This is a genomic window from Bradyrhizobium sp. (genome assembly GCF_049691595.1).
In the GTDB taxonomy this organism is placed as follows: Bacteria; Pseudomonadota; Alphaproteobacteria; order Rhizobiales; family Xanthobacteraceae; genus Bradyrhizobium.
On the sequence record NZ_JBAVNZ010000427.1, the window covers coordinates 17,757 to 34,999 of the forward strand.

Annotated in this window: 16 protein-coding genes; 15 read left to right on the forward strand and 1 reads right to left on the reverse strand. The window is 62.9% G+C overall.

Features of this window, described 5'->3' with window-relative positions; all coding sequences use genetic code 11:
- From nuoL to WCE35_RS18090, 9 genes are all read left to right on the forward strand, one after another.
- Positions 1 to 2,058: an NADH-quinone oxidoreductase subunit L gene (gene nuoL, locus WCE35_RS18050; protein WP_424594689.1), complete on the forward strand. Its 2,058-nt coding sequence runs from the start codon at positions 1 to 3 to the stop codon at positions 2,056 to 2,058.
- The gene (locus WCE35_RS18055) at positions 2,058 to 3,569 is read left to right on the forward strand and encodes an NADH-quinone oxidoreductase subunit M (protein ID WP_424594690.1); all 1,512 of its coding nucleotides are present in this window, start codon (positions 2,058 to 2,060) and stop codon (positions 3,567 to 3,569) included. Before nuoL ends, WCE35_RS18055 begins: the two co-directional genes overlap by 1 nt.
- A 9-nt stretch (positions 3,570 to 3,578) precedes the next feature.
- The gene (gene nuoN, locus WCE35_RS18060) at positions 3,579 to 5,012 is read left to right on the forward strand and encodes an NADH-quinone oxidoreductase subunit NuoN (RefSeq protein ID WP_424594691.1); all 1,434 of its coding nucleotides are present in this window, start codon (positions 3,579 to 3,581) and stop codon (positions 5,010 to 5,012) included.
- A complete protein-coding gene (locus WCE35_RS18065) occupies positions 5,013 to 5,825 on the forward strand; it encodes a biotin--[acetyl-CoA-carboxylase] ligase (RefSeq protein ID WP_424594692.1) in 813 nt (270 codons plus the stop codon). It begins immediately after the preceding gene.
- Entirely contained in the window at positions 5,825 to 7,495 is a 1,671-nt protein-coding gene (locus WCE35_RS18070) for a ribonuclease J (RefSeq protein WP_424594693.1), read from the forward strand. Before WCE35_RS18065 ends, WCE35_RS18070 begins: the two co-directional genes overlap by 1 nt.
- A 17-nt stretch (positions 7,496 to 7,512) precedes the next feature.
- Entirely contained in the window at positions 7,513 to 7,917 is a 405-nt protein-coding gene (gene mce, locus WCE35_RS18075; protein ID WP_424594694.1) for a methylmalonyl-CoA epimerase, read from the forward strand.
- The gene (locus WCE35_RS18080) at positions 7,917 to 8,192 is read left to right on the forward strand and encodes a DUF1467 family protein (protein WP_424594695.1); all 276 of its coding nucleotides are present in this window, start codon (positions 7,917 to 7,919) and stop codon (positions 8,190 to 8,192) included. The genes mce and WCE35_RS18080 overlap by 1 nt, the downstream gene beginning before the upstream one ends.
- Before the next feature lie 620 nt (positions 8,193 to 8,812).
- Positions 8,813 to 10,681 carry an autotransporter domain-containing protein gene (locus WCE35_RS18085; RefSeq protein WP_424594696.1) on the forward strand — a complete coding sequence of 623 codons (1,869 nt, stop codon included), beginning with the start codon at positions 8,813 to 8,815 and terminating at the stop codon, positions 10,679 to 10,681.
- 159 nt (positions 10,682 to 10,840) lie between these two features.
- A complete protein-coding gene (locus WCE35_RS18090) occupies positions 10,841 to 11,188 on the forward strand; it encodes a hypothetical protein (protein WP_424594697.1) in 348 nt (115 codons plus the stop codon).
- Positions 11,189 to 11,281: 93 nt separating this feature from the next.
- Here WCE35_RS18090 and WCE35_RS18095 read toward each other — a convergent pair whose 3' ends face one another.
- On the reverse strand, positions 11,282 to 11,686 hold the full coding sequence (locus WCE35_RS18095; protein ID WP_424594698.1) for a globin: 405 nt from the start codon (positions 11,684 to 11,686) through the stop codon (positions 11,282 to 11,284).
- 533 nt (positions 11,687 to 12,219) lie between these two features.
- On the opposite strand from WCE35_RS18095, the gene WCE35_RS18100 reads away from it, so the two are divergent.
- The 6 genes from WCE35_RS18100 to proS all read left to right on the forward strand — a co-directional run bounded on the left by WCE35_RS18100 (position 12,220) and on the right by proS (position 17,240).
- A complete protein-coding gene (locus tag WCE35_RS18100) occupies positions 12,220 to 12,597 on the forward strand; it encodes a DUF2946 family protein (protein WP_424594699.1) in 378 nt (125 codons plus the stop codon).
- Positions 12,598 to 12,656: 59 nt separating this feature from the next.
- Entirely contained in the window at positions 12,657 to 13,661 is a 1,005-nt protein-coding gene (locus WCE35_RS18105; RefSeq protein WP_424594700.1) for a hypothetical protein, read from the forward strand.
- 2 nt (positions 13,662 to 13,663) lie between these two features.
- Positions 13,664 to 14,047, forward strand: a complete 384-nt coding sequence (locus WCE35_RS18110) for a copper resistance CopC family protein (RefSeq protein WP_424594701.1) — start codon at positions 13,664 to 13,666, stop codon at positions 14,045 to 14,047.
- Between the two features lie 5 nt (positions 14,048 to 14,052).
- Positions 14,053 to 15,042, forward strand: coding sequence for a copper homeostasis membrane protein CopD (gene copD, locus WCE35_RS18115; protein WP_424594702.1), 990 nt, complete (start codon positions 14,053 to 14,055; stop codon positions 15,040 to 15,042).
- 44 nt (positions 15,043 to 15,086) lie between these two features.
- On the forward strand, positions 15,087 to 15,620 hold the full coding sequence (locus WCE35_RS18120) for a copper chaperone PCu(A)C (protein ID WP_424594703.1): 534 nt from the start codon (positions 15,087 to 15,089) through the stop codon (positions 15,618 to 15,620).
- A gap of 306 nt (positions 15,621 to 15,926) precedes the next feature.
- Complete coding sequence (proS, locus tag WCE35_RS18125) at positions 15,927 to 17,240, forward strand: proline--tRNA ligase (RefSeq protein ID WP_424594704.1); 1,314 nt, start codon at positions 15,927 to 15,929, stop codon at positions 17,238 to 17,240.
- The last annotated feature ends 3 nt before the right edge of the window (positions 17,241 to 17,243 follow it).

Sequence of the window (17,243 nt, forward strand, 5' to 3'; positions counted from 1 at the left end):
ATGGTTCAGGCAATTGTCTTTCTGCCGCTGTTGGGCGCTATTGTTGCCGGCCTGATCGCGATCTTCGGCGCGCATGCGCGCCATCCGGGCGGCGATACGGTCGAGCATGACGGCGACGCGCACGGCGCCGACGCCCATGCGTCGGCTGCGCATGAAGATGACGCGCATGACGATCATTACGTTGCCGAGCCGGCGGCAGCGGGCTCGCGCGCGGCCGAGCTGATCACCACCGGGCTGCTGTTCGTTTCCGCTGGCCTGTCCTGGGTCGCGCTGGTCGATGTCGGCTTCTTGCATCATGACGCCAGGATCGCGCTGTTTCCCTGGATCGTTTCCGGAGACCTGCAGATCGCGTGGGCGCTGCGGGTCGATACGCTGACCGCCGTCATGCTGGTGGTGGTCAACACCATCTCCTCGCTGGTGCACCTCTATTCGATCGGCTACATGGATGAGGATCCGTACCGGCCGCGCTTCTTTGCCTATCTCTCGCTGTTCACCTTCGCGATGCTGATGCTGGTGACCGCGGACAATCTGGTGCAGCTGTTCTTCGGCTGGGAAGGTGTCGGTCTCGCCAGCTACCTGCTGATCGGCTTCTGGTACCACAAGCCGTCGGCGAACGCGGCGGCGATCAAGGCCTTCATCGTCAACCGGGTCGGCGATTTCGGCTTTGCGCTCGGCATCTTTGCCATTTTCATGCTGATCGGCTCGACCGATCTCGAGACGATCTTTGCCGGCGCCAAGGGCCTTTCGGGCAAGACCATCGATCTGTTCGGCTGGCATGCCGACGCGCTGACGCTGATCTGCGTGTTGCTGTTCATGGGCGCGATGGGCAAGTCCGCCCAGTTCCTGCTGCACACCTGGTTGCCGGACGCCATGGAGGGGCCGACGCCGGTCTCGGCGCTGATCCACGCCGCGACCATGGTGACCGCGGGCGTGTTCATGGTGGCGCGGCTGTCGCCGCTGTTCGAGCTCGCGCCGAACGCGCAGGCCGTGGTGATGTTCTTCGGCGCCACCACGGCGTTCTTCGCCGCCACCATCGGGCTTGTGCAGAACGACATCAAGCGCATCGTTGCCTATTCGACCTGTTCGCAGCTCGGCTACATGTTCGTGGCGATGGGGGCAGGGGCCTATTCGGTCGGCATGTTCCATCTGTTCACGCACGCCTTCTTCAAGGCGCTGCTGTTCCTGGGTTCCGGCTCGGTGATCTACGCGATGCATCACGAGCAGGACATCCGCAACATGGGCGGGCTCTGGCGCAAAATCCCCTATACGTTCGCGGTGATGTGCGTCGGTACGCTGGCGTTGACCGGTTTTCCGCTGTTCGCGGGTTACTTCTCCAAGGACGCCATCATCGAATCCGCCTATGCGTCGCATAATGCGTTCGGGACTTATGCCTATCTGCTGACGGTCGCGGCCGCGGGTCTCACCTCATTCTATTCCTGGCGGCTGATCTTCAAGACCTTCTTCGGAGAGCCGCACGACCAGGCGCACTACGAGGCGGCGCATGAGGCGCCGTTGTGGATGCTGGTCCCGATCGGCGTCCTGGCGGCCGGCTCGATCCTTGCGGGCTTCCCGTTCAAGGAATTGTTCACCGGCCATGGCGTGGAAGAATTCTTCGGCGAATCCTTGAAGATGCATCCGAATATCATCGAGGAGATGCATCACATCCCGGATTCGCTTGCCTATCTGCCGACCATCATGATGGCGATCGGCGCGTACGTGGCCTACGTCTTCTATATCCAGCGGCCCTATCTGCCGGTCGAACTCGCCAGCCAGCAGCCGATGCTGTACCGGTTTCTGCTCAACAAATGGTATTTTGACGAGCTCTACGATCTGATCTTCGTCCGCCCGGCGAAGTGGCTCGGATACTTCCTCTGGAAGAAGGGTGATGGCTATGTGATCGACGGATTCGGGCCCGATGGCGTGTCGGCGCGGGTGCTCGATGTTACCCGCAACGTCGTCAGGATCCAGACCGGCTATCTCTATCACTATGCCTTTGCGATGCTGATCGGCGTCGCCGGATTGATCACCTGGTTCATGTTCGGCTTGGGAGGCCAGTGATGACGACCTGGCCCATTCTCTCCGTCGTCACCTTCCTGCCAATGGCGGGCGCACTGCTGGTCTACGTGCTGACACCGGGAGGCGACGAAGCTGCCAACCGCAACGCGCGCTGGATCGCGCTGTGGTCGACCCTGATCACTTTTGTCGTATCGCTGATCCTGGCGCTGCGCTTCGATCCGGCGCAGCCGGATTTCCAGTTTGTCGAAAAGGCGTCGTGGCTCGCCACCGGCATCACCTACCACATGGGGGTCGACGGCATCTCGCTGCCGCTGGTGATCCTGACCACCGCCGTGATGCCGGTCTGCATCATCGCGAGCTGGAAATCGATCAGCTTGCGGGTGCGCGAATACATGATGGCGTTCCTGCTCCTGGAAACGCTGATGGTCGGCACCTTCGCGGCGCTCGACCTCGTGCTGTTCTACCTGTTCTTCGAGGGCGGCCTGATCCCGATGTTTTTGATCATCGGCGTCTGGGGCGGTCCGCGCCGGGTCTACGCCTCCTTCAAGTTCTTTCTCTACACCCTGCTCGGCTCGGTCTTGATGCTGCTCGCGATCATGGCGCTGTACTGGAACGCCGGCACCACCGACATCCCGACCCTGATGCACACCGCTGTGCCGCGGTCCTTGCAGACCTGGGCATGGCTCGCCTTCTTTGCCTCCTTCGCGGTCAAGATGCCGATGTGGCCGGTGCACACCTGGCTGCCGGACGCCCATGTCGAGGCCCCGACCGCGGGCTCGGTGATCCTGGCCGCGATCTTGCTCAAGATGGGCGGCTACGGCTTCCTGCGCTTCTCGCTGCCGATGTTTCCGCTGGCGTCGCATGATTTCGCGCCGCTGATCTTCACGCTGTCGGTGATCGCCATCATCTACACCTCGCTGGTGGCGTTGATGCAGGAAGACATCAAGAAGCTGATCGCCTATTCCTCGGTCGCCCATATGGGCTTCGTCACCATGGGCATCTTCGCCGCCACCACCCAGGGCGTCGCCGGCGGCATGTTCCAGATGATCTCGCACGGCATCGTCTCCGGCGCGCTGTTCCTGTGCGTCGGCATCGTCTACGATCGCATGCATACCCGCGAGATCGCGGCCTATGGCGGTTTGGTCAACCGGATGCCGCTCTATGCGCTGGTGTTCATGGTCTTCACCATGGCCAATGTCGGCCTGCCCGGCACTTCCGGCTTCGTCGGCGAGTTCATGACGCTGATCGGCACCTTCAAGGTCTCGATCCCGACCGCCTTCTTCGCCACCTTGGGCGTGATCCTGTCGGCGGCCTACGCGCTGTGGCTCTACCGCAAGGTGGTGTTCGGCGCGCTGACCAGGCCGGCGCTGATGAGCATCAGGGATCTCACCCCCCGGGAATGCCTGACGCTGTTCCCGCTGCTGGCCCTCACCATCCTGTTCGGCGTCTACCCGAAGCCGGTGCTCGACATGTCGGCGGCGTCGGTGCAGCAACTCGTCAACAATTACAACACCGCCGTGACCGCCGTGAAGGCCGCCGCGCTGGTTCAGTAAGGCTTTGCCATGAGCTTCCAGGGTGCAGGTTATCAATTGCTGCCGGTGCTGCCGGAGCTGGTGCTCGCCGCCGGCGCCATGGTGCTGTTGATGTTGGGTGCCTATCGGCAGGAGACGACCAGGCTCGTCACCGGCCTGGCGGTGGGCCTGCTGGTCCTGACCGGCGTGCTGGAATTGCTGCTGCCCGCGGGCAAGCTGACGACGTTTGCCGGCAGCTTCATCGTCGATGACTTTGCCCGCTTCCTGAAGATCCTGGCGCTGATCGGTTCGGCGGCGACGCTGATCCTGTCGGCGGAGTTCTTGTCCGATCCGTCGCGCCGCATCTTCGAATATTCGATCCTGGTGCTGCTCTCGACGCTCGGCATGATGGTGCTGATCTCGGCCGGCGACCTGATCATGCTCTATCTCGGCCTCGAGCTGATGAGCCTTGCGCTCTACGTGGTCGCCGCCAGCAACCGCGACAACGCCAAATCGACCGAAGCCGGGTTGAAGTATTTCGTGCTGGGCGCGCTGTCGTCGGGCATGCTGCTCTACGGCGCCTCGCTGATCTACGGCTTTACCGGCACCGTGGGTTTTGCCGGGATCGCCGCGGCGGCGAAGACCGGCAGCGTCGGCATCGTGTTCGGCCTGGTGTTCCTGCTGGCTGGCCTCTGCTTCAAGGTTTCCGCCGTGCCGTTCCATATGTGGACCCCCGACGTCTACGAAGGCGCGCCGACGCCTGTGACCGCGTTCTTCGCCTCGGCGCCGAAGGTCGCTGCGCTCGCGGTGTTCACCCGCGTGGCGCTGACGGCTTTTCCGGGCATCGTGTCGCAATGGCAGCAGATCGTGGTGTTCGTGGCGATCGCTTCCATGGTGCTGGGATCGTTCGCCGCCATCGGGCAGAAGAACATCAAGCGGCTGATGGCCTATTCGTCGATCGGCCATATGGGCTTTGCGCTGGTCGGCTTGGCCTCCGGCACCGTCGAGGGCGCGCAGGGCGTGCTGGTCTATATCTCGATCTATGTGGCGATGACGCTCGGCTCTTTCGCCGTGATCCTGACCATGAAGCGCAACGGTCAGGCCATGGAGCAGATCAGCGATTTTGCGGGATTGTCCCGCACCAATCCGCTGCTCGCCTTTTTCTTCGCTGCGCTGCTGTTCTCGCTGGCGGGCGTTCCGCCGCTGGCCGGCTTCTTTGCGAAATACTTCGTGTTCGTCGCCGCGATCAACGCCAACCTGTTCACGCTGGCCGTCATCGGCGTACTTGCGAGCGTCGTCGGCGCGTATTACTACCTGACCATCATCAGAGTGATGTATTTCGAAGAACCGCTTGCGGCGCTCGATCCCATGCGCACAGAGTTGCGCACGGTGCTGGCGGTCGCAGGCCTCTTCAACATCCTCTTTGTCTTCTATCCGGGGCCGCTGGTCAGCGTCGCCACGGTTGCCGCGAAATCATTGTTCTAAATGGCCTTCACGCTCGGCCCTCGAGCCATATCGGCGGGTTACCGGCTCGCTGCCTTCGACCAGATTGGTTCCACCAATGCGGAGGCGATGTCATGCGCCCGCGACGGGCTACGCAGTCCGATGTGGTTCGTCACCTCGGAGCAGACGGCGGGACGGGGGCGGCGGCACCGGCCCTGGATCGCGCCGCGCGGCAATCTCGCCGGCAGCATTCTCGAGGTGATGGACGTACCGCCCGCGATCGCGGCGACGCTTGGATTTGCGGCGGGTCTGGCGCTGGAATCAGCGCTGCGATCGGTCAGCATCGAAGCCGCTTCGCGCGTGCCGGGGTCCGGGCAATTGAAGTTTTCTCTCAAATGGCCGAACGACCTGCTGGCCGGGTCGCAAAAGCTTGCCGGTATCCTGCTGGAGGCTGAATCGGTGGCGGACGATCGCCTCGCGGTCGTGGTCGGCATCGGCACCAATGTCGTCGCCGCGCCCGAGGGCACGCCGACGCCGGCGACGTCGCTGGCGGCGCTGGGCGTCCACATCGGCGCGGAAGAGCTGTTCACGGCGCTGTCGGACGCCTGGGTCGAATTCCGCGGCATCTGGGACAACGGCCGGGGCTTTGCAGCGATCCGAAGCTTGTGGCTCGGGCGCGCCGCCGGGATCGGCGAGCGGGTCGCGATCCGGACCGGCGCCATCACCATCGACGGCATCTTCGACACCATCGATGAGACCGGCTGCCTGATCGTCCGGACACCGGAGGGCCAGCGCGTGCCGGTCGCCGCGGGCGAGGTCTATTTCGGCGCGGCGGCGTCCGTGGGAGCGGCCTGATGGCGCGGCCGGATGAACTGACCTTCGCGCCGCTCGGCGGCGTTGGCGAGATCGGCATGAACCTGTCGATCTACGGCCTCGGCAACCGGCATCAGCGCGCCTGGCTGGCGGTCGATCTCGGCGTCTCGTTCGGCGACGAGGAGCATCTGCCGGGCATCGACCTGATCATGCCCGACATCCGCTTTCTGGAAAAGGAACGTAACAACCTGGTGGGCCTCGTGCTGACGCACGCCCATGAGGACCATTTCGGCGCCCTCATCGACCTCTGGCCAAGACTGCAATGCCGGGTCTACGCGACCAAATTCAGCGCGGCATTGTTCGAGGCCAAATGCGCCGCCGAGCGCAACCCGCCGAAAATTCCGGTCACCGTGGTGCCGTCGGGTGGGCGCATCGATCTCGGCCCGTTCGGTATCGAATTCATCCCGGTCGCGCATTCGATTCCCGAGTCGCATGCGCTGGCGATCCACACCCCGGCCGGCACCGTGCTCCACACCGGCGACTGGAAGATCGACCCGACGCCGATCATCGGCTTGCCGACCGACGAGCGGCGGCTGCGCGAGCTCGGCGATGCCGGCGTGCTGGCGCTGGTCGGCGATTCCACCAATGCGGTGCGGGAAGGCCGCTCGCCCTCGGAAGCCGAGGTCGCCAAGACGATCCGGGCGCTGGTGAAGGCCGCCAGGGGCCGGGTCGCCGTTACCACCTTTGCCTCCAACGTCGCGCGCCTCAAGGCGGTGGCCGATGCCGCCAAAGCCGCCGATCGCGAGGTCGTCGTGGTCGGCCGCGCCATGGAGCGCGTGGTGCAGGTCGCGCGCGAGACCGGCTATCTCGATGGCGTGCAGAACTTTCGCGGCGCCGATCTCTACGGTCATTTGCCGCCGGACAAGGTGCTGGCGTTGTGCACGGGAAGCCAGGGCGAGCCCCGCGCGGCGCTGGCGCGCATTGCCGGCGACGATCATCCGCAGGTGACGCTGAACAAGGGCGATTGCGTGATCTTTTCCTCGCGCACCATTCCCGGCAACGAGAAGGCGGTCAGCGCCATCATCAACGGCCTGGTCACCCAGGGCATCGAGGTCATCACCGACCGCACCCATCTCGTTCATGTCTCCGGCCATCCGCGCCGCGACGAATTGCGCGACATGATCTCGTGGGTGCGCCCACAACTGCTGATCCCCGTGCACGGCGAGGCGCTGCATCTGTCCGAGCACGCAAAACTGGCGCGCGCCGTCGGCGTGCCAAAAGTGCTGATCTGCCGCAACGGCGACCTCGTCAGGCTCGGGCCGGGCGATCCCGGCATCATCGACCAGCTGCCCTCGGGCCGGATCTACAAGGACGGCACCATTTTGGAGGACTCCAAATCGCGCGCCGTGGTGGAACGGCGGCGGATGGGATTTGCCGGCTGCGCCTTCGTCGCGATCGCCATGACCGACAAGGGCGAGCTGGTCGACGATCCCGAGGTTGATCTGGTCGGCATCCCCGCGAAGAATAGCGCAGGCGAGGCGCTCGACGACATCGTGTTCGATGTGGTGATATCGACGGTGGAAGGCCTGCCGCGGGCGCGGCGGCGCGATCCGGACGCGATGGCGGAATCGGTGCGCCGTGCGGTGCGCGCGGCGCTGAACGAGCAATGGGGCAAGAAGCCGCTTTGTCTCGTTCACGTGCTGACGGTGTGAGACAGGGAGGATTGGCGATGCTGGGCCGGCTCAATCATGTCGCGATCGCGGTCAGGGACGCGGAGAAGGCCGCCAAGATCTATGGCGCGGCATTCGGCGCCGATATCTCGGCCGCGGTGCCGCTGCCGGAGCACGGCGTCATCACCGTGTTCGTGACCTTGCCCAACACCAAGATCGAATTCATCCAGCCGCTCGGCGAAGCCTCGCCGATCGCAAAATTCCTCGAGCGCAACGCCGACGGCGGCATCCACCACGTCTGCTATGACGTGCCCGATATCGTCGCGGCGCGCGACACCCTGATCAGGGAGGGCGCGCGCGTGCTTGGCGACGGGCAGCCGAAGATCGGCGCCCATGGCAAGCCGGTGCTGTTCCTGCACCCCAAGGACTTTTCCGGCGCACTGGTCGAAATCGAGCAGACCTGATGGCCTACAGCCTCTCAACCGCGTTTGCGATCTACTTCGTGATCTGGTGGATCACGCTGTTCCTGACATTGCCGTTCGGCGTGCGCAGCCAGCATGAGGACGGCGGGGGTCCGCCCGGCACCGATCCCGGCGCGCCGATCGCGAGCCGGATGGGCCGCAAGCTGATCTGGACCACGCTGATCTCGGCGGTGATATTTGGCGTCGCGCTGTGGGCCTATGATGCCGGCTATTTCAATATCGAGCGGTTGTCGAAGCTGATGGGGATGCCGTTTTAGATCGGAACCGGCATGTTTCGGCGATCCAGCATCGAACGGCGGCTTCGGATCGTATTCGACCAATAGCTGCGCCCACCTCAAAATATGGAAAACAACCCCATGCAAAGTAGCAGATAGTTGCTGGCATGATGCCTTTGGCGACGGGTGCGAAACATTTGACATGTCGGGCAAATCAGCGGCACTCCTCTATCATCCCGCAAAAGCAAGATGGCTATGCCTTGCCCGACAAGGATGGCTCGTCCTGGGCTGGCGTTGGTTGATACCTCATCGCGTGGTGCGCGAAGTCGCTTCCGGCGAACTCTGCGACATCACATCGGTGCGACCGGATACAGGGGATTTTGCCTTTGCAGAACACGCGGGACTGAGACGGATTTCCGCGATCTTGCGGCAACGGCGCGACGCTGGATGGCTAATCTAGTACCCGTCAAACGCATTCGGCTGCAGAGGAACGACCTGAACGCAACGCATGGTGTGTTTGCACTGCAAGAAGTTGCAGTGCAAACTGGTGTAGCAAAAGCACACCTGCCGGAATCCGTGCGCGATCGGCTCGTAGGTCGCTTGTTCGCCCCAATACCCCGTCAAACCGTCGTCCGCATCAGTATCAGTTGCGTGGGGGCGTCATGAAAGTCGGGGCAAAGGCGGGTTTACTGTGGGCATTGGTCGCAGCGGGGAGCGTATTCCTGCCGGGAAACCGGGCCACGGCGCAGACCGTATTTACGACTATCCAGGCCTTCGGCGACAGTTACGCGGACACGGGAAACCTGTTCACGATCATCGGGCCCAGCCCGGCCTATCCGACCGGGCGCTTCAGCGGCGGCACCAATTTCGTCGACACCACGTCGCTGCTGCTGGGTATTCCCCAGAATAACTTCGCCATCGGCGGCGCGCAGACCGGGTCGACCAACACGGTCGCGCCGGGGATTCCCGGCTTCGCCCAGGAATGGCAGGGCTTCATCGCCTCGGGAAAGAGGATTGCCGCTTCCGATCTCGTGGAAATCAGCATCGGCGGCAACGATGCCCGCGCCTACTATCAGGCCGGCAACACGCTGGCCGGCGTCCCCGCGGCCGCAACCGTGAGCGCCAATCAGGCGCTGGCCGGCATCAACGCGTTGGTCGGCGCAGGCGCCCGCAACCTTGTTTTCACGACCGGCGACGTCAGCCAATTGCCGGAAGCGGTGGGCAATCCCAACGCCGCGGTCGGTTCGGCCTATAGCCAGGCCTACAACGCCCAGATGCAGGCGGCGCTTGCCGGCATCGCCCGCTCCGGCGTGCGCGTCGAATTGGTCGACGTTGCCCTGATCGGAAACCTGATCAAGGCGAACCCGTCGCGTTACGGGGTGGCGAATGTTGGCGCCTGTCCGCTGACCTGCATCGGTAATCCCGCGCTGCAGAACCAGTTCCTGTTCTATTTCGACGGCATCCACCTGACCTCGCTGGGCTTCACGATCCTCGGCGAATACATCGTCAACCGGCTCAATGCGCCGCTCACCTTGTCGGCGCAGGGCGACATCGGCCTGTCGTCGGCGATGGGCTTTGCCTCCACCCTGTTCGGCAAGCTCGACAGCTTCCGCGAGACGTCGATGGTGGCCTCGGCCATGAATTCCTACGCCCAGGTCGCCAGGGCGCCCTACACGAAGGCGCCGGTCGCAGCACCCGTCAATCCCTGGTCGTTCTACATGCTGGGCAACGGCGCCTACAGCGAGCGATCCGCCAACGTGGCCTCCAACGGCTTCACGCTCGACAGCGTCGGCGGCACCATCGGCACCGAATACCGCATCAACAACAACGCCTTTGTCGGCGCCGCCTTCGACTACTCCAATCCCAAGGCGCGGTTCTTCAACAACGCCGGCAGCACCGAAGCGAACGCCTATCAAATCGGCGCCTATGGCGCCTGGACCAATTCGCATTTCTTTGCCCAGGGCCTCGCCACCTTCGGCTGGCAGAACTATCGCAACAGCCGGCGCGGCGTCGTCGACACCATCACCTCCAGTCCGGACGGAACGAGCTTCGTCGCCGCGGGCAAGGTCGGCTACCTCTTCGATGCCGGCAGGTCGCAGATCGGTCCGATCGGCGGCCTGACCTACGCGCGGGCCAAGGTCAACGCCTACACCGAAGCCGGCGATCCGGTGCTGACCCTGGCCGTCGGCCAGCAGGTGGCGGAAACATTGATCGGAAGCGTCGGCGCGCAATTCCGCTTTCCCTTCATGGTCAACGGCCGGATGATCAACCCTTACGTCAATCTGACGATGGATGACGATTTCATCGGCAACGGGCGCATCATCCAGTTCGGCGCGACCTCGGCGCCGCTCATCGTCAACAACTGGGCTGTGCCGAACACCGGTTCGCAACATGTTTACGGCCGCGTCGCGGCCGGCGTGGTGGCTCCGGTGTCGGACAACGTCGCGCTGACCGCGAATGTATCGCAGACCTTCGCGCGTCAGGGCGGCAACGATTTCTACGGCAACGGCGGCCTCAAGATATCGTTCTGAACCTGGCGCCGCCTGCAAGCGCCGCCTCCCGACCGGAGGCGGCTTTTGTTGTGCCGTCGATGTTTTCGGCTTGCCGTCGAACCGGCAGGAAACGATCAATGCGGTCCTTGACGCGGATGGCGGTTCGCGCGCTCCATTTCGCCGGCGGGAGAGAATGAAATGACGTTGCAGAGAATATTGCTCGGGCTTTTGGTGCTGGTGATCGCCGGCCTCGCCGGGTCGTTCTACATGAACTGGAAGACGCTGAAGCGGCTGCGGACGGTGCAGGCCTATGTCGAAGGCACCGTGTTTGCCGACGCGGTGGCGGCCTGTGAAAGGGCGCGGAGTTCGACGCCATTCAAATGGAACGGCGGCAAGCAGACGGCAGTGATCGGATTGAATTCAGTCAAGCTCAACAAGGATACCGTGATTGCGAGCTATACGCTGGTCGCCGACAGCGTCTATTGCGACTACGATCCGACCAAGAAGAAGGCCAACGTCGGATCGAGTTTCCTGGAACGGGAGTGAGCCGGAGCATGATCCCTCGGGCTCGGCCCGAGGGATCATGCTCAAACAAAGGAGATGGAGCGGGATGGCGATTCGAGGAAAAGTCATCTCGCTCTAGGCGTCGCTCCGGACGACAACGCGCTCGATCTCGGCGAGCAGATTCCGCCACGCCGAGTCGATCTCCGGCGACCAGTCCGCGCCCAGAATCTCGCGCAGCGTTTTTGCGATGACGCCGAAGAATGCGACGAACAATTCGCGCGGCGTGCCATAGGCGTCGTGCGACGACACCTCGCATTCGATCATGCGGAAGTGGCCGGTGCGGTCGCCGGCAAAATCCATGATCGCCTCGATCGTCAGCGCCAGCATCGAGCCCTTGACGAGGTCGCTTCCTTCGGAGCGAAACATCGCCTCGGCCTCCGGGTGTTCGCGGAACAGCTGGCGATAGACCAGAGGTGTCAGATCCTCGCAGCGCGCGGCGGCGAGTTCAAAGCTGCGCTCGACCAGGTTCGGTAACGGCATGCTGTCGCCTGCGGGACTTGATTCAGTGACGCGGCTTTGGTCGCGCCAATCGGTACCCGCTTCGCACGAAACGCGATGTCGCAAAAAAAAGCAGGGCGAAAACCCTGCTCCAAAATTGTGTCGACCCTGTTTTCCCCAAAAGATTCGGATTTGGTCTTGATTGATGGGGTGACGCTGCTTGTGCGCGTCCGGCTCCTCCCGAGACTTGGACCACCAGACTTGAGCCTTGCGGCCAGCCTGAAACTGAACTGGTAGACCATCTTTTTCGTTTTGTCATCATTTTCAGCAATGATTGTTTAAAATTCGAGCAATCCGCGCCACGATCGGGATTCCGCCACCGCGGGTTGTAGCTGCGCAGCCAAAATCGGCAATCGGGTAGTGGAGTCGCGAGCGCGTCGCGCGCCCCAAATTTCGTCTGGCGAAAAACACCATCGGGATCGCGTTATTTCATGGCGACCCCGAGATAAATCGGGAGCCTGATCTCGACTCCGGACTCTCGAGGTGATTAGTTGGCCTGCAGGATGGGTCGGTTGATGCGACGACGGCTGCAGAATTTCCTGCCTGTGGTGATGGTTGCCCTGCTGGTGCAGATCGTCGCGCCGATCGGCGTCACCTGGGCCGCCAGCATTGCGGCGTCGGACCCGCTGCGCGCGGCCCCGATCTGTTCCGGCGGAGCGGCCTCGAGCACAGGCCAGGCCGATCGGAACGTACAACATCGCGCCCACGACGGCTGCTGCCCGGTTTGCAGCGTACTCCATACTGGCGCGCCGTTGGATGTGCCGCGAATCGCCGAGATCATTGGCTTCGATCTTCAGCCCGGGCGTGTGGTCTGGCGCGATTTCACGCAGGACCTGTCCCGCTCTCGCACGGGATCCCACGCGCAGGCGCGCGCGCCACCGCTGTCGATGTGAACTTGGCGGCAACTGGCCGCCCCGAAGCGTTCACAACTCGACACCGGCGGAGAATTTTCATGTCCATGCGCATTTTGCGCGCGGGCCTTGCAGGGCTCGCAATAATACTCGTTGCTCTCAGCGAAGGCGTCGCCCACGAAATCGTCGGCAACCGGCTTTTCCCGGCAACACTCGGAATCGACGATCCCGGCGTCAACGACGAACTTTCAATCCCGACGGTCGCGGCCTTCGGGACCGGCGACGATCCTTCGTTCCGGCAACGCGATATTTCGGGCGAGTTTTCCAAGCGCATCACCGAAACCTTCGCGGTCTCCCTCGGCGTCACCCACAGCCATCTCGGCACCCCTGGCGGGCCGACCGGGATGGGCGCCGACGGATTCCAGAATCTGGAGACGACATTCAAGTATCGCCTGTTCAAGGACCCCGTGCACGAGTTCGTGATGTCGGTCGGCCTCAATATCGAGTGGGGCAGGACGGGCGCGCAGCGCATTGGCGCCGAGCCGTTCAACACCACCACGCCGACCCTGTATTTCGGCAAAGGTTTTGGCGATCTTCCCGATACGCTGTCCTGGATCAGGCCGGTCGCCGTCACCGGTCAGATCGGCTATGCTGTTCCCGGGAGAAATTCGACAGCCACTTTCGGGGTCGATCCGGATAGCGGAAATCCGATTGTCGACACCGAATTTCATCCGCACGTGCTGAACTGGGGCGGGACCGTTCAGTATAGCATGCCCTATCTCAAATCGGCCGTGATTGATCTCGGCCTGCCGGACTTCATCAATCGCTTCATCCCGCTGGTCGAGGCAACCATGCGAACGCCGGTGGCCAATACCTTGACATCCGGCAGCGTGACGACGGGGACGATCAACCCGGGTTTCCTGTGGATCGGAAAAGGCTTTCAGATCGGTGTCGAAGCCCTGATTCCGATCAACCGGCAGAGCGGGACCAATGTCGGCGTCATCGGTCAGTTGCACTTCTATCTCGATGATCTCGATCCGCATGGAATTGGCAGGCCAATGTTCGGCAGCACTGCATCTCCGGCAACGCCTTTGGCGAGGAACTGACAATGGCTATTGAATCGACCATGCGCACCACGCGCCGCGCGCCGCTCGCCGGACTCATAGCGCTGCTGCTGTTGCTTGCGACGGGTGAGGCCACCGCGCACACCGTTCTCGATCGCGCCGAACCGCGGGTGGGCGATACCGTCGCGATGGCGCCGCGCGAGGTGACGCTGTGGTTCACGCAGAAACTGGAGGCTGCGTTCAGCAGCATCACCGTGACCAACGCCGCCGGCCAGCGGGTTGATACCGGAAAACCCCGCGTCAGCGGTAACCAGATGTCGGTTTCGCTCCGTCCAGGAGGCGCCGGAACCTACCATGTCGCCTGGCGTGTCCTCTCGGTCGATACCCACAGGACCGAGGGCAGTTTCTCATTCCATGTCGGTCAGTAACGCCAATGCACTGGCTCGGAGCGGAGATCGACGGTCCCCTGGTCGGCATTCGCGCGATCCATTTCGCGGCCACGGCGATGACAACCGGAATCCTGATTTTTCGAGCTTTGGTCGCTGATGCCGCCTTCGGTCCGTCAACGCCGGGCGCCAGCATTGTCCGAGCCACGACCCTGCGCCTCGCCTGGACCAGCCTCGTGATATCGGCAGCAACCGGCATGATCTGGTTCTTGTTGGAAGCAGCCTCGATGAGTGGTCTCTCGTTCGCCGAGGCCATGACTTCGGACGTGTTTCTGACGGTGGTCAACGAGACGCAGTTTGGGCGCGTCCTGGAAACCCGTTTAGTGCTGGCGGTTATCCTGGCGGGTTGTCTGGGATATGACCGGTTTCCGCTGATGCGCGGGTTCGCGCTGGCGATCTCCATAGGCCTGATCGCCGCTATCGCCTGGACGGGGCATGCGGGATCGACAACAGGTGAGATGGGGATTTTGCATCTGGCGGCCGATACGCTTCATCTCCTCGCCGCGGCCATCTGGATTGGAGGCCTCGTATCGCTGGCCCTGCTGTTGTCCGTGGCAGGGCCGGATCGGACCTCCGCAGGTTTGTCATTCGCACGGGAGGCAACCGAGCGGTTTTCGACAATGGGCATCGCCGTCGTCGCGGTGGTTCTTGCAACCGGCATCATCAACACATGGATTCTGGTCGGTTCCTTGCACGCCTTGCTCGTCACCGGCTACGGGCAACTCGTGTTGCTGAAGATAGCCCTGTTTGCCATCATGCTGTTGTTTGCCGCGGCGAATCGATTTTGGTGGACACCGCGGCTTGCCTTGCCGGGAAGCATGCCGCCCCGCGAGGCGCTTGGTCGAATTGCGCGCAACAGCATGATCGAGATCGCGCTCGCGCTGATGATTTTCGCAATTGTCGGGGCGCTGGGTACGCTGCATCCCGCGATCCACGCCGTTGTATCTGACGCCCCGATGCAACAGCCATCCCGCTGAAAGCCGAGGAGGACCACGACATGCAAATTGAAAGGCCGGCGTCGATGTCAATTGCTGGCGCAATCACAGCGCTTGCGCTGCTCTCGCTGCTTTTTGCCGCATTCGCGCGCGCCGGGGAACTCAAGGCCGGCGATCTCGTCATTACGCAAGCCTGGAGCCGCGCGACGCCGAGCGGGGCGAAAATCGCTGGCGGTTATCTGACCATCGAGAACAAGGGGTCCATGCCGGACCGGCTGGTCGGCGGCGCAGGCGAGGTGGCCGGCAAGGTCGAGGTCCACGAGATGGCTGTCAACAACGGCGTGATGACGATGCGCCCGCTCGACAAGGGCCTCGCGATCGGGCCCGGCAAGACCGTCAGGCTGGCGCCGGGCGGCTACCACCTGATGCTGATGGATCTCAAAAGTCCGCTCAAGGAGGGCGACAAGGTATCGGTCACGCTCGAGTTCGAGAAAGCCGGCAAGGTGACGCTGTCGCTTGACGTGCAGGGCATCGGCGCGCAGGCGCCTGCGGGCACGGAGGGAGCGGGCGGGCCTGTCGACATGAAGAAGATGCCCGGTCATTCCGGCATGAAGATGTGAAAACGATGATGATATCGCTTCATCGGCACGCCTGCGCGTCGAATTTGTCGCGGCCTCGCTTTCCGATACCGACAAGGTGCAAGTGGGGGCACCGATCCTGATCAAATGATCGGTGGTCGGCGCGGGACAAATTTTCCGTGCCGGTTCGCGCCCCCGGCGGCTTTCGTCGGCCTCACGATCTCTGTAAAATGGCCTTGAATCCGCTGTTCTGGCGGCAATTTCGCGGTTCCCGGCCTTGTGTTTTTGCACCCGATCCGGTTTCACTGCACCCCTCTCGCGTTCCCACCGATTCCCTGAGAGCTGTCCATGCGATTGTCGCGGTTTTTTCTCCCCATCCTGAAGGAAAATCCGAAAGAGGCGGAGATCGTTTCGCATCGTCTGATGCTGCGCGCGGGCATGATGCGGCAGGAAGCCGCCGGCATCTATGCCTGGCTGCCGCTCGGTTTTCGGGTGCTGAAGAAGATCGAGCAGATCGTGCGCGAGGAGCAGGACCGCGCCGGTGCGCTGGAACTGTTGATGCCGACGCTGCAGCTTGCCGACCTCTGGCGCGAAAGCGGCCGCTACGACGCCTATGGTCCGGAGATGCTGCGCATCGCCGACCGGCACCGGCGCGAATTGCTGTACGGGCCGACCAATGAGGAAATGATCACCGAGATCTTCCGCGCCTACGTCAAATCCTACAAGAGCCTGCCGCTCAATCTCTACCACATCCAGTGGAAATTCCGCGACGAGCAGCGTCCGCGTTTCGGCGTGATGCGCGGCCGGGAATTCCTGATGAAGGATGCCTATTCCTTCGACATCGACGAGGCGGCGGCGCGCCGCTCCTACAACAAAATGTTCGTCGCCTATTTGCGCACCTTCGCGCGGATGGGATTGAAGGCGATCCCGATGCGCGCCGAAACCGGGCCGATCGGCGGCGATCTCAGCCATGAATTCATCGTGCTCGCGGAAACCGGCGAGTCCGGCGTCTACTGCGACCGCGACGTGCTCAATCTGCCGATCCCGGGCGACGATATCGATTACGAGGGCGATCTGTCGCCGATCATCCGGCAATGGACCTCGGTCTATGCCGCGACCGAGGATGTCCATGACGCCGCGCGCTTCGATTCGGAAGTGCACACCGACAAGAAGGTGCACACCCGCGGCATCGAGGTCGGCCAGATATTCTATTTCGGCACCAAATATTCCGACAGCATGAAAGCCCTGGTCGCCGGCGCCGACGGCGTCGACGTTCCCATTCATGGCGGCTCCTACGGCGTCGGCGTGTCGCGCCTGGTCGGCGCGATCATCGAGGCCTGCCATGACGATGCCGGCATCAAATGGCCGGAAGCGGTGGCGCCGTTCACGGCCGTTATCCTGAACCTGAAACAGGGCTCTGAGGATACCGACGCGGCGTGCGAGAAACTCTATCGCGAACTTCTCGCCAAAGGCGTCGATGTCCTCTATGACGACACCGACCAGCGCGCTGGCGCCAAGTTTGCCGCGGCCGATCTGATCGGCATCCCCTGGCAGATTCTGGTTGGGCCAAAAGGCCTCGCCGAGGGCAAGTTCGAGGTCAAGCGGCGCAGCGACGGTTCGCGCGAGAATCTCAGCCCGGCTGAAGTGATCGCAAGGCTATAGCGT